General features: G+C 39.7%; 16 protein-coding genes. All 16 read left to right on the top strand.

Annotation, left to right across the window (positions count from 1 at the left end; all coding sequences use genetic code 11):
• Positions 1-19: 19 nt before the first annotated feature.
• The 16 genes from J2S17_RS07340 (at position 20) to J2S17_RS07265 (ending at position 15962) form a co-directional block, all read left to right on the top strand.
• The gene (locus J2S17_RS07340) at positions 20-328 is read left to right on the top strand and encodes an EthD family reductase (protein WP_307473376.1); all 309 of its coding nucleotides are present in this window, start codon (positions 20-22) and stop codon (positions 326-328) included.
• Complete coding sequence (locus tag J2S17_RS07335) at positions 321-1100, top strand: enoyl-CoA hydratase-related protein (protein ID WP_307473374.1); 780 nt, start codon at positions 321-323, stop codon at positions 1098-1100. Before J2S17_RS07340 ends, J2S17_RS07335 begins: the two co-directional genes overlap by 8 nt.
• Before the next feature lie 13 nt (positions 1101-1113).
• A complete protein-coding gene (locus tag J2S17_RS07330) occupies positions 1114-1887 on the top strand; it encodes an enoyl-CoA hydratase-related protein (RefSeq protein WP_307473372.1) in 774 nt (257 codons plus the stop codon).
• Between the two features lie 191 nt (positions 1888-2078).
• Complete coding sequence (gene paaX / locus J2S17_RS07325; RefSeq protein ID WP_307473371.1) at positions 2079-2954, top strand: phenylacetic acid degradation operon negative regulatory protein PaaX; 876 nt, start codon at positions 2079-2081, stop codon at positions 2952-2954.
• A gap of 610 nt (positions 2955-3564) precedes the next feature.
• The gene (locus tag J2S17_RS07320; RefSeq protein ID WP_307473369.1) at positions 3565-4572 is read left to right on the top strand and encodes an ABC transporter substrate-binding protein; all 1008 of its coding nucleotides are present in this window, start codon (positions 3565-3567) and stop codon (positions 4570-4572) included.
• Positions 4573-4596: 24 nt separating this feature from the next.
• On the top strand, positions 4597-5619 hold the full coding sequence (locus tag J2S17_RS07315; protein WP_307473754.1) for an ABC transporter permease: 1023 nt from the start codon (positions 4597-4599) through the stop codon (positions 5617-5619).
• Positions 5594-6388, top strand: coding sequence for an ABC transporter ATP-binding protein (locus J2S17_RS07310; protein WP_307473367.1), 795 nt, complete (start codon positions 5594-5596; stop codon positions 6386-6388). Before J2S17_RS07315 ends, J2S17_RS07310 begins: the two co-directional genes overlap by 26 nt.
• A gap of 169 nt (positions 6389-6557) precedes the next feature.
• A complete protein-coding gene (locus J2S17_RS07305) occupies positions 6558-6947 on the top strand; it encodes a thioesterase family protein (RefSeq protein ID WP_307473365.1) in 390 nt (129 codons plus the stop codon).
• Between the two features lie 89 nt (positions 6948-7036).
• Entirely contained in the window at positions 7037-8146 is a 1110-nt protein-coding gene (locus tag J2S17_RS07300) for a Leu/Phe/Val dehydrogenase (protein WP_307473363.1), read from the top strand.
• 53 nt (positions 8147-8199) lie between these two features.
• Positions 8200-9267: a pyruvate dehydrogenase (acetyl-transferring) E1 component subunit alpha gene (gene pdhA / locus J2S17_RS07295; RefSeq protein WP_307473361.1), complete on the top strand. Its 1068-nt coding sequence runs from the start codon at positions 8200-8202 to the stop codon at positions 9265-9267.
• Positions 9267-10262: an alpha-ketoacid dehydrogenase subunit beta gene (locus tag J2S17_RS07290; RefSeq protein ID WP_307473360.1), complete on the top strand. Its 996-nt coding sequence runs from the start codon at positions 9267-9269 to the stop codon at positions 10260-10262. The genes pdhA and J2S17_RS07290 overlap by 1 nt, the downstream gene beginning before the upstream one ends.
• Positions 10263-10272: 10 nt before the next feature.
• The gene (locus tag J2S17_RS07285) at positions 10273-11478 is read left to right on the top strand and encodes a dihydrolipoamide acetyltransferase family protein (protein WP_307473358.1); all 1206 of its coding nucleotides are present in this window, start codon (positions 10273-10275) and stop codon (positions 11476-11478) included.
• Positions 11478-12911 carry a dihydrolipoyl dehydrogenase family protein gene (locus J2S17_RS07280; RefSeq protein WP_307473356.1) on the top strand — a complete coding sequence of 478 codons (1434 nt, stop codon included), beginning with the start codon at positions 11478-11480 and terminating at the stop codon, positions 12909-12911. Before J2S17_RS07285 ends, J2S17_RS07280 begins: the two co-directional genes overlap by 1 nt.
• 120 nt (positions 12912-13031) lie before the next feature.
• Positions 13032-14147: a 4-hydroxyphenylpyruvate dioxygenase gene (gene hppD / locus J2S17_RS07275; RefSeq protein WP_307473354.1), complete on the top strand. Its 1116-nt coding sequence runs from the start codon at positions 13032-13034 to the stop codon at positions 14145-14147.
• Between the two features lie 68 nt (positions 14148-14215).
• Positions 14216-15295 (top strand): histidinol-phosphate transaminase, encoded by a 1080-nt coding sequence (gene hisC, locus J2S17_RS07270; protein ID WP_307473353.1) that lies wholly within the window; start codon positions 14216-14218, stop codon positions 15293-15295.
• 22 nt (positions 15296-15317) lie between these two features.
• The gene (locus J2S17_RS07265; RefSeq protein ID WP_307473351.1) at positions 15318-15962 is read left to right on the top strand and encodes a flavin reductase family protein; all 645 of its coding nucleotides are present in this window, start codon (positions 15318-15320) and stop codon (positions 15960-15962) included.
• The last annotated feature ends 34 nt before the right edge of the window (positions 15963-15996 follow it).

Below are 15996 nucleotides of genomic sequence, written 5' to 3'. Positions count from 1 at the left end.
AGGAAAGGAAGTTGAGAAAATGGTCAAATTAATCGCTCTTTATAAGCACCCGGAAAATAAGGAGGCATTTGATGCGCATTACTACGGTACGCATGCCCCGATTACCGCGAAGATTCCTGGACTCCAAAAGATGGAGGTTACAAAGATTGTAGGGAGCCCTATGGGCGGGGAAGGAAAGTATTATTTAATGTGTGAAATGTTTTATGAGAGTCATGAGGCGCTGCAAACAGCTATGAGAACGGATGAAGGCAAGGCATCCGGAAAAGATGCAATGAAGTTTGCTGGAGATTTGCTCACTCTCATGATTGGTGAGGAAGTGAATGAGTAGAATCTACGAGTATATTCATACTTCCTCTGAAGGGCATGTAGGTATTATTTCGCTTAATCGTCCTGAAGTATTGAATGCACTTAATAGAACAATGATCGTTGAAATCCTGTCTGCTATGGAATCGTTCGATCAAGATGAGAATATAAGGGTCATTTTATTAAGTGGAAATGGTCGTGCTTTTGCTGCAGGTGCAGATATTCAAGAGATGGCAAACGACAGTGCGATTGATTTTGAACTGTTAGATCAGTTCAAGAATTGGGACCGGATTGCTGCGATAAAAAAACCGATTATTGGTGCCGTTCAAGGATTTGCTCTCGGAGGGGGATTCGAGCTTGCTCTATGCTGTGATATGGTTTATGCAGCTGATGATGCGGAGTTCGGTTTTCCTGAAGTCGATTTGGGAGTGATGCCTGGTGCAGGTGGCACTCAGCGCTTAACTAAGCTAGTGGGAAAAACAAAGGCGATGGAATGGCTCTTTACTGGAAAAAGAATCACTTCTGGAGAAGCGCTGCATTATGGCATCGTCAATCGTATTTTTGCAAAAGAAATCTTGATGGAGGAAACATTAAAAGCTGCTGCAAAAATTGCAAGCCAAGCACCGCTGTCTATCCGTTTAATTAAAGAATCAGTGTTAAAAGCAGTGGATACTACATTAAATGAGGGCATGCACTTTGAACGGAAAAATTTCTATTTGCTCTTCTCTTCTGAAGACCAAAAAGAGGGAATGAGTGCTTTTAGAGAAAAGCGCAAACCTGAGTTTAAAGGGAAATAGGGGGGCTTAGTTCATGTATGAAACGATTAAATATGAAGTAATCAATCGAGTTGCCTGGATTACATTAAATCGGCCCGACAAACTAAATGCATTTACCGCTCAGATGAATAAGGATTTAAAGCAATCTATCAAACTCGCAAGCAGGAGCATGGAGGTCAGATGCATCGTCTTAACTGGTGAAGGACGAGGTTTCTGCTCTGGACAGGATTTAGCTGGGGTGAATGAGGACATGGATCACGGAGAAGTGTTGAGAGCCCTTTATAATCCTATGATCATGGAGATTCATCAATGTGAAAAACCAGTAATTGCTGCTGTTAATGGAGTCGCTGCCGGGGCTGGAATGAGCTTAGCGCTAGCTTGCGATTTCCGCCTTCTATCTGAAAGAGCTAGCTTTGTTGAAGCGTTTATTCATGTAGGTCTAGTGCCAGACGCTGGGAATCTTTACTATTTACCTAAGCTTATCGGTCATGCAAAAGCGCTTGAGTTGGCAATTATGGGGGAAAAGGTTTCTGCTTTTCAAGCGGAAGAATTAGGATTAGCTAATAAAGTATACCCGGAAGAGCTATGGAGAGATGAAGTTGCCTCGTATGCAGAGCGGCTTGCATCGATGCCAACTGCTGCGATCTCTTTAATTAAGAAAAATTTGAAATCCAGCTGGAATATAACTTTGGAAGATAGTCTTGAAAAGGATGCACAGGCTCAACGTATTGCTGGACTTACATCCGATCATAAAGAAGGTGTAAATGCATTTATTGAAAAAAGAAAACCTGTTTTTCAAGGAAGATAAAATGATGATACACTGCAATTCTTTATTCAAGTGAGGTTGCTACCAAAGCTACTATCAAGCCAATTATTCATTTCAGTGAAATATTTTACTATTTCGATAAATCATTTTTCAAACCTAAATAGTTATAGTAAAATATATATATAACGTAAGTTTTTCGTTCTATTTTCTTTCGAAATGAGGCTGATGGTAAATTGAACACTAGATCAATGATTTTTACATTATATGGAGATTATATTTCTCATTATGGCAGTAAAATTTGGATAGGCAGCTTAATCAGCCTTTTAAGTGAGTTCGGTCATAATGATCAATCTGTTAGAGCTGCCATTTCTCGAATGAATAAACAGGGATGGGTTCAAGCCGAGAAAGTAGGAAACAAAAGCTACTATTCGTTAACTTCAAAAGGGCAGAATCGAATTGATGAAGCAGGTAAACGGATTTTTAAATTAAAGTCGGAGCAATGGGACGGCAAATGGCGATTATTAATGTATAACATTCCAGAAGATATCCGCCATATTAGGGATGAGTTAAGGAAAGAGCTTGTATGGAGCGGATTTGGATCGATGTCAAATAGCATTTGGATTTCTCCAATTCCACTGGAAAATCAAGTTCGCAACCTGATAGAGAAGTATGATATTGACAGCTATGTTGACTTTTTTATCGCAGAATATGCCGGTCCCCATCAAAATCAGCAAGTGGTTGAAAAGAGCTGGAATCTCCATGAAATTAATGAAAAATATCAGTTGTTTATTTCGCAGTATAGTGAAAAATATATTATTGATAAAAATAAGATTCAAAAAGGTGATAAAGGTGATGCAGAATGTTTCGTAGATCGAACGAAATTGGTGCATGAATATCGAAAATTCCTGTTTGTAGATCCCGGGCTCCCTGAGGAATTGCTTCCTGAGAAGTGGCTGGGAAGTCATGCAGCTTCGCTATTTAGCATGTATTATAAAGAGCTTGCTGAACCAGCATCTAGATTTTTTGAGAATGTCTTTAGTGAAGGAAATGAGATCAAACATAGGGATAAAAACTATGATATTCTTAATCACCCATATATGGTCGACTGATTGATAGCCATCTTTTTATGATTCTGGTGGGAGATGGTTTTTTAGGGTTTAAGATGAAGCAGTAATTTTATATCAAAATGATGATATTGCGTCATGCTTCTATTGAGTGGGACTGATCAGCTTTTGAGTAGCGGGCCAGTCTTTTTTGTACTCGAATTCAACATTGATACTGAGATATGAATCCATCTGAAAACGCTCATATAAAGTTTATTTTACGGATTTCACGTTTGGGGAAGCATGTTGGCTTGAAAATAATAATTAGAGAAATATACATAATATCTTCCTGCATATAATTGAAAGGCAAGTGGAAACGAATTAGTTTTCGAAATATATTAAATTTTTAAAATATTATTGACACTCCTTGTTTGAGGATGATAATATAACGTTATATTTACGGTGATAATGCAAATTATCATATAAATATTGTTCTTCATAGAGTCCTCAAGCTACTATCCACTCGCATACAACAACAATGAAAGCCCTTACATATTTTATGAATGTAAAATCTTAATAGTTTATTTTGATTGTCGATGATGAAATCGCATTAATTAATCATCGGAAAAAATGTAATTTGTTTTACAAATTAATGGATTGAGAAGGGGGTTTCTTTATGAAAAAATCGATTAAGACCCTATGTGGCGTTCTGGCTGTTAGCATGCTTGTAATGAGCGGCTGTGGGCAGGAGAGTTCAAATGGAGCAACAGAGAAGAAGGAAGAAAAAACGAAGGTGTTTAACATCGGCATGACACAGTTTGCCGAGCATCCTTCATTGGATGCTGCTTCAGAAGGATTTAAAAAGGCACTGGAAGATGAGGGTTTTAAGGAAGGTGACAATATTAAATTTGACATGCAAAATGCACAAGCAGATATGAATAATACACAGACAATTGCTAATAACTTTGTCGGTGATAAAGTTGATCTTATTTTTGCTAATGCCACGCCTAGTGCAGTGAGCGCCCTCAATGCTACAAAAGATATTCCAATTTTGTTCACTTCGGTAACCGATCCGATTGGCGCAGGTCTAGTAGAAGCATTTGATAAACCGGGAGAAAACATTACCGGTACAACTGATTATCATCCAGATGCTACGGAAACCACGTTAAACTTCATTGTTGATGAGATTGGGGCAAAGAATATAGGTGTTATTTATAATGCTGGGGAACAAAATTCTGAAGTCCAAGTTGAAGAAGTGAAGAAATTAGCTGATGGAAAGGGTGCTAAAGTAGTTGAAGCCTCTATTTCAACATCAGCAGAAGTAAAGCAGGCTGCTGAATCCCTTGTAGGAAGAGTAGATGCCATTTATATTCCGACTGATAACACTGTTGTTTCCGCTCTCGAATCAGTGATTTCAGTGGCCGATAGTAAAAAAATCCCACTGTTTGTTGGCGAGCTGGATTCAATGGAACGCGGGGCAGTTGCAGCAAGCGGATTCAATTATTATGATATTGGCTACCAAACTGGCAAAATGGCTGCGGAGATACTAAAGGGAAACAAAAAGGCTGCTGATATTCCAGTGGAGCTTCCAAGTAGTCTAAAGCTTGTAATTAATAAAAAGGCAGCTGAAAATCAAGGTGTTGAAGTGAAAGAAGAATGGGGAGAAAGCGCAGAATTTCATTAAGAATAATGGAGGATGTGGTTTGTAGTGCCGACAGCTATTTTTGGAGCATTTGAATCCGGAATCATATATGCAATTATGGCGCTCGGAGTATATTTATCCTTTCGGGTGCTCGATTTTCCTGATTTAACAGTGGATGGCAGCTTTGTAACTGGGGCAGCTGTTGCCGCGACGATGATCGTAAGCGGAATAAACCCGTTTATTGCAACTCTAGTTGCACTTGCAGCTGGATTTATTGCAGGATGTCTAACAGGCATCCTCCATACTTTTGGCAAAATCAACGCACTTCTCTCAGGTATCTTAATGATGATTGCGTTGTATTCTATAAACTTGCGAATTATGGGTAAATCAAATGTCCCCTTGCTGAATACAGACACCGCAATAACTCACGTAAGAGATGCATGGGATAAAACAGGATTAGATAGTATATTCAACAGTATTTTTACTGCTGTCGGATTAGGAGATAGCGTACCAAGAACATGGGGAATCCTAATATTCATGATTATAGTGACGTTTGCCATTAAGCTGTTAACTGATAGATTTCTGCAAACGGAGATCGGCTTAGCTTTGCGTGCTACTGGCGATAATAAAAGAATGATTCGAAGCCTTTCGGGCAATACAAATTTATTGGTTATTCTCGGTTTAGGTTTATCAAATGCGATGGTTGCATTTTCAGGAGCGCTCATTGCCCAGCAAGGTGGGTTTGCTGATGTCGGAATGGGCATCGGGATGATTATCATCGGTCTTGCATCAGTGATTATCGGTGAGGCTTTATTTGGAACGAAAACGATTGCCAGGACAACGCTGGCTGTTATTGGCGGAGCCATTATTTATCGCATTGTTGTTACTTTAGCATTAAGGGTTGAATTTCTTGAGCCTGGTGATATGAAACTCATTACTGCTACGATTGTTATTCTTGCACTGATCATGCCGAAATTGATTGATAAGACTAAAGAGAAGAAGAGAAAAGCGAAGCGGCAATCAGAAAGAATCGCAATGAACCCTGATGGAAAGGGGGAGGCTGATGCTTCATTTAAATCACATTCATAAAGTGTTCAATGAAGGGACTCCTGATGAAAAAATTGCGCTAGACAGCATCAACCATACTATGAATGAAGGTGATTTTGTTACTGTAATTGGCAGTAATGGGGCTGGCAAATCAACCTTGATGAATATCATATCAGGTGTAATGCTTCCTGATATGGGAACAATCACGATTGATAAACAAGATGTCAGCACAATATCTGAATTTAAAAGGGCAAAAATGATCGGTCGTGTTTTCCAGGACCCAATGGCAGGGACCGCCCCATCGATGACAATAGAAGAGAATTTAGCTATGGCTTATTCAAGAAATAAGAACAGAACGCTGCGGAAAGGCGTAACAAAACAGCGTAAAGATCTATTCCGAGAAGTGCTTGAATCCCTGCATTTGGGCCTAGAAGACAGATTAACAGCTAAAGTGGGACTTCTTTCTGGGGGGGAAAGACAGGCATTGTCATTATTGATGGCAACCTTTACAGAACCTTCGATTTTATTGTTAGATGAACACACAGCGGCTTTAGACCCTGCAAGAGCAGAGCTGATTACAAATCTTACGAAGGAAATTGTGAAAAAGTATCATCTTACGACCTTAATGGTTACACATAATATGCAGCAGGCATTAGATCTTGGCAATAAACTGATTATGATGGATAAAGGTCAAATCATTTTAGTAGTGGACGAGTCACAGAAGAAAAAACTGACGATTGAGCAGCTGCTTAATGAGTTTCAGCGAATTAGAGGTACGAAATTGGCAAGTGATCGCGCTCTTCTCACATAATTTGATGTTGAAAGGATTAATTAGGATTCCTAGTTAATCCTCTTATTTTTGAAAAATAAATAGTATTCACAAAATTTTGTAATTAATTGACTATTCATTAAACGTAATGGTATCATATCGTTAAATAAACGTCATGCGAATTATCATTTAAAAAGATAGGAGGGATGATATGAAACATGGTCTGGAGGAAGGTCATCAGGCTGTTATTCATGTTGTGGTCACTCCAGAGATGTTTGCCCAATTTGAAGGGCATACTGTTCATCAAGCATATTCAACTGTTTCAATGATTTATCATATGGAATGGGTGTCAAGGAAAATCATTCTGCCCTATCTTGAGAGTCATGAAGAAGGGATGGGCGTTGATGTCTCTGCCAGACATATCGCTCCTGCAGTAAATGAATCAGAATTGACGATTACAGCGAGGGTAGCAAAAGTTAAAAATGATGTGGTACATACGAATGTGACAGTTTATGAAAAGCATAGACTAATAGGAGAAGGGACGGTCACACAAGTAGTTCTCCCAAGGAGTAAAATTTTTAAGCTGCTTCATCAAAACTAGTTTTTCAGAGTTAAACATTTATAAATTGAAAAAGGTTAATCAGCTAAAAAAAATATGAAAGCGCTAACAATAGATAAGGGGGAAGTTTCATGGAGGATGTTTTTCAAAAAATAAAAGAGCATGAACAAGTGATTTTCTGCAATGATGAAGGAACTGGATTAAGAGCGATTATTGCCATTCATAGCACAAGGCTCGGTCCTGCTCTCGGCGGCTGCAGAATGTTTCCTTATAAAAGTGAAGCGGAGGCACTCGAGGATTGCTTGCGCCTTTCAAAAGGAATGACCTATAAGTGTGCAGCTGCTGATGTGGATTTCGGCGGCGGAAAGGCGGTCATTATCGGAGATCCTAACAGTGATAAATCCCCAGAGTTATTTCGTGCTTTCGGGCAATATGTTGAATCTTTACATGGAAGATTCTATACAGGGACGGACATGGGCACAAGTCCAGAGGATTTTATTCATGCTTTAAAAGAGACGAATTGCATCGTTGGGGTAGATGAGGTTTACGGGGGTAGCGGTGACTCTTCTGTACCAACGGCGCAGGGAGTGATCTATGGACTGCAAGCTACAAATAAGGCGCTGACTGGTTCCGACGATTTGGCAGGGAGAAGCTATGCCATTCAAGGGCTTGGGAAGGTCGGGATGAAAGTCGCTGAACGTTTGATGGATGAGGGAGCGGATTTATATGTCACTGATATTAATGACCATGCTCTTGGTCAGCTCCTCTTAAAGGCAAAATCCCATGGATCAGCAGTAAAAGTATTAGACAGCCAAGAAATATATTCTGCACCCGCAGATATTTTTGTGCCATGTGCTATGGGAGGCATTCTAAATGATGAAACAATCAGCCTGTTAAAAGTTCAGGGAGTTGCAGGATCAGCTAATAATCAGCTGTTAGAAAATCGCCATGGCCAAACACTCAAGGACAGAGGCATCCTATATGCACCAGACTATATTGTTAATTCAGGCGGCTTAATCCAGGTGGCAGATGAATTATATACGCCAAACAAAGAAAGAGTGCTGCAAAAGACAAAAGCAATTTACACTTCTTTGCTGAATGTGTATGAATATTCTCAATATCATGGAATTACTACAGTGGAAGCAGCTAATCAGTTTTGCGAAAACCGGATTGATGCACGGACACGCCGCAATAGCTTTTTCTCTCATATGAAGCGGCCAAAATGGGATATCAGGGGTTGAATATTCGCAGGTGAGAATAATCACAATTCTATTAAATGGTGAAGGGTGAGATGATGGAGAATCAGTTTCCGATTCGGCAAATCATTGATGTTAACGGAAAAATAGCATTACCTGAATATAAAGAAAAGATGACAGCAGAATTAGCAAAGAAATTTTACAAACAGATGATTAGAATTCGGACGTTTGACAGGAAAGCCATTAGTTTGCAAAGACAAGGCAGGATCGGGACATATGCCCCGTTCGAAGGCCAGGAAGCTGCACAAGTAGGAAGTGCGATGGCGCTAGCTGAAGGTGACTGGATGTTTCCGACTTATCGAGATCATGGAGCGGCCATCGTATTTGGTCATTCACTAAGCAAAGTACTTTTATTCTGGAATGGCAGGAATGAAGGGTGCATTCCTCCGAAAGGGAAAAATATCTTTCCTCCAGGCATTCCTATTGCAACACAAATACCTCATGCAGCGGGAGCAGCCTATGCAGAAAGAAAAAGAGGAAGTACATCAGCAGCAATTGCTTATTTTGGCGATGGAGCGACATCTGAAGGTGACTTTCATGAGGGAGTAAATTTCGCAAGCGTTATGCGTGCACCTGTCGTCTTCTTTAATCAAAATAATCAATTTGCGATTTCTGTGCCAATCAGTAAGCAGATGAATTCTAAAACCATTGCTCAAAAGGCATTAGCTTATGATATTCCAGGGATCCGTATTGATGGAAATGATGTTTTCACTGCATATTTTGAAACGCTGCAGGCACTCGAACGTGCACGTAATGGAGGGGGACCAACTTTGATTGAAGCCGTAACATGGCGATATGGCGCCCACACCACCTCAGATGACCCAGCTAAATATCGAGACCAAGTCGAGAATGTGAAACGACGGGAAGAGGATGATCCAATCATAAGAGTAGAGAGGTGGCTAAAGAACGAAGGCTTGTATGACGAAAGCTGGGCAACAACGGTGAAAGAAGAAGCAATAACAGAAGTAGAGGAAGCAGTAAAAGAAATGGAAGCTTTCCCTAAAGCTGATCCTGCCGATATATTTGATCATGTGTTTGCTGAACCTACTTGGCAAATTGCGAAGCAGAAAAAGGAATATTTTGATCTAATTGGGGGTGAAATTTAGTGCAAACAGCTGTGAAGGTTAAAACTTTGACACTCGTTCAAGCAATAACTGATGGGTTGGACACGATGCTGCAAGAAAAAGAAGAAGTGATTCTTTTAGGTGAAGATATTGGTAAAAATGGTGGGGTATTTAGAGCGACTGACAAGCTGCAAGACAAATATGGAGAAGACCGTGTGATAGATACCCCATTAAGTGAGGCGGGTTTCGTCGGTGCAGGTATTGGTATGGCAGTGAATGGATTTTTACCAATCATTGAAATCCAATTCCTCGGCTTTATTTATCCTGCATACGAACAAATCGTAACTCATGCCAGCCGGCTGCGAATGAGAACGATGGGGCATTTCACCGTGCCAATGGTGATTCGCGCCCCGTACGGAGCAGGTGTGAGAGCACCTGAAATCCACTGCGATAGTACAGAAGCTATCTTCACGCATATGCCGGGCATAAAAGTCGTGTGCCCATCCAACCCGTATGATGCTAAAGGGCTGTTGATAGCAGCCATTGAGGATCCTGATCCCGTTCTTTTTTTAGAACCAATGAGACTGTATCGATCAGTTAGGGATGAAGTCCCTGATGGGAAATATACCGTGGAAATTGGGAAAGCAAAAAAAAGAATGGAAGGTGAGCATGTTACGCTAATCGCCTGGGGGGCAATGATTCCGGAAGTGATGGAAGCAGCTAAGGCTGTAAAAGAGAAAGGAATCAATTGTGAAGTGATTGATTTGCTAACCCTTTTTCCCATAGATAAAGATATGATTGCAGAATCAGTGCAAAAAACAGGGCGAACAGTTGTCGTTCACGAGGCCCATGCCACTGGAGGATTAGGCAATGATATATTAGCAATCATTAACGATACATCTTTTTTATATCAAAAAGCGCCTGTTGAGAGAGTAACAGGGTTTGATGCGCCAGTGCCGTATTTCGGATTTGAAGATCATTATTTGCCAACGCCAGAAAGAATCAAACATGCGATCGAAAAAGTGATTAAATTCTAGGAGGGAAGCCATGGAAGTAAAACTTCACGATATTGGAGAGGGTATGACAGAAGCAGACATTGTCAGCTTTTTAGTTAAACCCGGAGATGTTGTTCAAGCAGATACGCCGGTTGTGGAAGTGCAAACAGATAAAATGACCGCAGAAATTCCTTCACCCATAGCTGGCATTGTTGGGGAATATAAAGTTAAACAGGGGCAAACAGTTCCTGTTGGCACAACTTTATTAATTATAAAGAATGACCACCATGCCGAGAAACCGATTCAGTCAACTTTAGCACCAGCTCCCCACTACCAAGATGTTAACTTTCATAGTCAAAAACAGAGAATTCTAGCTTCGCCTTATACTAGAAAAATAGCTAGGGAAAATGGAATTGAAATTGAAAAAGTTATAGGATCAGGAGTATCAGGACGGATAATCGATGAAGATGTTTATCGCTTTATTGAAGAATCAAATGATGAAGCAGTCAAAGAACCGATAAAATCAGTCAAACAGGAATCTTCTGAACAATCTGGACCTCAGCTTCTTGTATCGATACCGTTTCGGGGAAGAAGGAAGCAAATTGCGGCAAAAATGGCTCAATCAATCAATACCATTCCCCATTGCACGCATTTTGAAGAAATCGATGTGACTGATCTCATACTCTTTAGAAAAGAATTAAAGGAGCTAGATAGAGACATTTCTGCTACAGCCTTTTTCCTTAAAGCGCTTTCGATTTGCCTAAAGGAGTTTCCTATTTTCAACGCTAAACTTGATGAGGACAAAGAAATCATTATTCTCAGTAAAGAACATCATATGGGTGTTGCCGTTGATACAGAAGATGGGCTGATTGTGCCTGTTATTCGCAATACTGAACGCAAATCAATTCGTACAATTCATTTGGAAATGAAAGAATTGACAAAGAAAGCGATTGCTAATCGATTGAATGTGAAAGATATCACTGGCGGGACATTTACTATTAGTAATGTAGGTCCTCTTGGTGGAAGTATAGGAGCTACGCCGATTATTCAACAGCCACAGGTAGCGTTGGTATCCTTTCATAAAACGAAGAAAATGCCGGTTGTTACTGATGATGATCAGATTATTATCAGATCAATGATGAACCTGTCTATGTCATTTGATCATCGGGTCGCTGACGGGGGAAATGCTGTCCGTTTTACAAACCGCTTTGCACAGTTAATAAAAGATCCGAAAATGCTCATTTTGGAGATGGTTTAATGGTTGTAGGGGAATTAGCACATGAAAGAGATCTCGTCATTATCGGTGGGGGAGCAGGTGGGTATCAGGCAGCGATCCGCGCATCACAGTTAGGCAAAAAAGTGACGCTTATCGAAAGATCAGAGCTTGGTGGCGTGTGTCTAAATCAAGGCTGTATTCCATCAAAGATCCTGACAAGAGCCGCTGACAGCTATATGACATCAAAGGAAAACATAGCGTTTGGGATCGAATATAATCAACTTTTATTTCATTTTGATAAGCTTCATGCTTATAAGATGAAAACAATTGATCAATTAAAGAAAGGGATCTCCGCATTATGTGAGTCTAATCAAATCGAGATGATTAAAGGGTCCGCTTTTTTTCTAACAGAAAACAAGATTGGTGTAGAAAATGGTGAGCAGTACGATGTTTATCGCTTTGCGCATGCAGTCATTGCTACTGGCAGTTCTCCATTACAGCATGATGGAATCACACCGGATTATCTTAGGATACATGATTCCTTTTCGATCACAAGCCTGGAAGTCTTGCCAGAAACACTGCTTATTTATGGAAGTGACTATTTATCTATCGAAATAGCTATGGCATTTCAGGCATTAGGTTCTAAAGTAACGATTGTAATAGCAGAAGATGACTTTTCATTTGACTTATCGATTAACCGTGAGTTAATCAGGAACTTAAAAAGAAATCAAATTAAAGTGATTAAGAATGCCAAAAAATTTGCTGTAAGTCAATGCCTAGAATCGATTACAGCCAGCTTTCATTTGAATGGAATTGTACAGGAAATAGTAGCTAGTCATCTTTTTATTGCTTCTATGATACAGCCAAATACGAAGGAAATGGGATTGGACCGCATTGGCATTTCAACTGATGGTTTAGGCTTTATCCACGTCACGGAGCAATGTCGGACTTCGTTGTCTCATATTTATGCGATTGGTGATGTGACTCAAGGCCCTGCACTAGCGGTTAAGGCGATTAAACAAGGAAAAGTTGCAGCAGAAGCACTTACAGGCATTTGTGCAGATGCAGATCTCCGCTTCATACCGACTGTCGCCCATACAAGGCCTCCTATTGCAAGTGCTGGGTTAACAGAACAACAAGCTATTCAAGAGGGATACCAAGTAGAGATTGGTCATTATCCATTATCAGGAAATGGTTATGCAAGTGTTATAGGGAAAAAGCAAGGATTTGTAAAAATTATAATGGATAAAGAAAATCATGTTTTATTGGGTATTCATATGATGGGTGAGGGTGTGATAGAACTGATTTCAAATGGAATCACCACGCTTGAGATGGCAGCTAGAGATGAGGATTTAATCGCTCCCCTATACCCGCATCCGAGTATAAATGAAGGGATGATGGAAGCCGCAGAAGCTCTTAGAAATCAGGCCATTCATATTTTTTCCAAACCAAAGGAGAAAAAACAAAAAGCTTAATAGATTTCCTTTACCGCATAAGTGCATTATAGCTTTAACTTAAACTCTTGAGATTGCCGGCTGCTTTCGTATATTATGTATTCAAAATATTAAATATTTTTAAAAAATGGAGGGAATAGAATGAAAGAAAAAATGTTGCCAAGGGAATCGAAAACCGAGGATTTTTTTCCGGTTAAAGAAGTTGATTATTTAGAAATTTTTACAGGTAATGCAAAACAATCAAGCTACTTTTTCTGCACTGCCTTTGGTTTTAAACCAGTTGCGTATTCTGGTTTAGAAACAGGCAATAGAGAAACAGTTTCCTACGTACTGCAGCAGCAAAAAATCCGTTTAGTAATCACAGGCTCATTAAATGACACAACAAGGATAAGTGACTTTGTTAAAAAGCATGGTGATGGTGTAAAAGATATAGCTTTAACAGTGGACAATGTTGAAAGTGCTTACAATGCGGCCGTTGAAAGAGGAGCAATCGCCATTCAGCCTCCTTTTGAAATAAAAGATGAGCATGGTTCAGTTAAAAAAGCAGTAATCGGTACATATGGTGATACAATCCATACACTTGTCGAGCGAAATCAGTATACCGGTGCTTTTATGCCCGGCTTCCAACCATACGATAGCGAGGCTTCATATGAGGAGGCAGGATTTGTCGGAATCGATCATGTCGTTGGAAATGTAGAAAGAATGGAGGAATGGGTCAACTATTATGCTAAGGTAATGGGCTTTAAGGAAATGAAGCATTTTACAGATAAAGATATTACAACTGAATACTCTGCTTTAATGTCTAAAGTGATGCATAATGGCGGCAGAATAAAGTTTCCTATTAATGAACCTGCTGAAGGAAAAAGAAAGTCGCAAATCGAAGAATATCTGGAGTTTTACAATGGTCCAGGTGTACAGCATTTAGCTATTTTAACTGAAGATATCGTTAGCACTGTCGCCGCACTCAAAAAAAATGGAGTAGAGTTTTTAAGTACACCTTCCAGTTATTATGACATGCTTGCAGAGCGAATCGGCAAAATAGATGAAGATATTGAAAAGCTAAAAGAATTAAATATTTTAGTTGATCGTGATGATGAGGGCTACCTTTTGCAAATCTTCACAAAGCCAGTGGTAGACAGGCCGACGCTGTTCCTTGAAATCATTCAGCGCAAAGGAGCAAGAGGGTTTGGTGAAGGTAATTTCAAGGCATTATTTGAATCAATAGAACGTGAACAAGAAAGACGTGGAAATTTATAAGCATTTACTGAAAAGAGGGATATAGAACTCCCTCTTTTCAAAATATTAAGCAGGCTGCGAGGTGCTGGATGTTAGATATTCGGACAAAAACGAGTCTAAGTGAGATTGTTTCTTATCCGCTGGGAGAATCTCTTGAAGAAATAAAACAAAAATATCATCTTCAAGCCGTTCGGAAGATGTCTGATAATGAAAATGTTTATGGCTGTTCAGAGCAAGTTAAAGAAGCAATCATTAACAATTCCCATTCCTTGTATCTATATCCGGACGGGACGACTGCGATGCTCAAAAATAAATTAGCAGAGCATTACAAGATTGATAAAAATCATATTCTAATAGGCAATGGCTCCGAAGAAATCATACGTCTTCTCACGAGAGCTTATATAAATCAGAATGATGAAGCGATAATGGCTGATATTACTTTTCCCCGCTATGATACAAATGTCAGGATAGAGGGTGGAACATGTATCAAAGTTCCTCTTTCCAATGGGAAGCATGACTTAGAAACGATGCATGCCAAAATTAATAAACATACTAAAATGGTATTTATATGCAACCCTAACAATCCTACTGGAACGATTACTGGCAAACAACAGCTGCTTTCTTTCATAGACGAAATACCAAAACAAACCTTAATCGTACTTGATGAAGCCTATTATGAGTATGTTGCATCAGATAACTATTTGCAATCTGTTCCTTTGCTTAAACATTATCCTAATTTAATCATTTTAAGGACATTCTCTAAAATTTACGGAATTGCTGGACTTAGGATTGGCTATGGGCTGATGAACGAAGAGATCATAAAGGAGATCAATAAAGTTAAAGATGTTTTCAATGTCAACCACTTGGCCCAGTCTGCGGCATTGGCTGCATTGAATGATCAGAGTTTCGTTCAGCAATGCGCAAGAAAAAATAAGGCAGAAATCGAGTATGTCAGTGAAAAATTAACAGAATGGGATATCAGCTTTTTTCCATCCGAAACGAACTTTCTTTATATATACAGTCAGCTTCCTTTATCCGCAAAGTTAATTGAAAATGGATTGGTCGTCCGACAAATGAAGTATAACGGTTTTAATGATGCCCTCAGGATAACCCTCGGAAAAAGAGAAGATAATGAAGCGTTTTTGGCTGTAGTCAAAGAGATGATATAGCCAAAGAGGAGGTTTTCTATAATTGGAAATTACACCTGTGAATCTAAATTGGAAAGAAACCTATAAGCTGCTGGTGGGGTCAATTCTGCCACGTCCAATCGCATTTGTCACTACTGTTGATAGAAATGGAATTGTTAACGCTGCACCCTTTAGTTTTTTCACAGCGATAAGTGCAGATCCAATGCTTATTTGCTTTTCACCAATGAGAAAGGGAACAGATGGTTCTAAAAAGGACACACTTGCAAATATTGAAACAACAAAGGAATTTGTCATCAATATTGTGAGCGAGGATTTTGTTGACCAGATGAATATATGTGCAGCCGATTATCCGTCCAATATGGATGAACTTGAAGCAGCAGGGCTTACAAAAGCAGAAAGCAGCATTGTAAATCCTCCTAGAGTGAAAGAATCTAAGGTTCATTTTGAATGCCTACTTCAGGAAGTGCTTCATTTTGGCGATAAGGCTGGAGCAGGCAGTCTGGTCATTGGTAAGGTTGTGCATGTCCACATCGCTGAAGATCTCTATGAAGGCGGCAGAATTAATTCTGCAGGACTCAATCCAATTGGGAGAATGGCAGGCCATATTTATACAAAACCAATGACAGATATATTTGAACTAATAAGAAAAAACGAACCGCCTGCACCTAAAAGGGAAAACGGGACATAAAAAACTGAATCACCTTGCTCAGGGGGCGTCAAGC

Source organism: Cytobacillus purgationiresistens (assembly GCF_030813235.1).
Taxonomy (GTDB): domain Bacteria; phylum Bacillota; class Bacilli; order Bacillales; family Cytobacillaceae; genus Cytobacillus; species Cytobacillus purgationiresistens.
The sequence above is the reverse complement of the archived record's forward strand: the minus strand, read 5'-3'. Positions and strand labels throughout refer to the sequence as shown.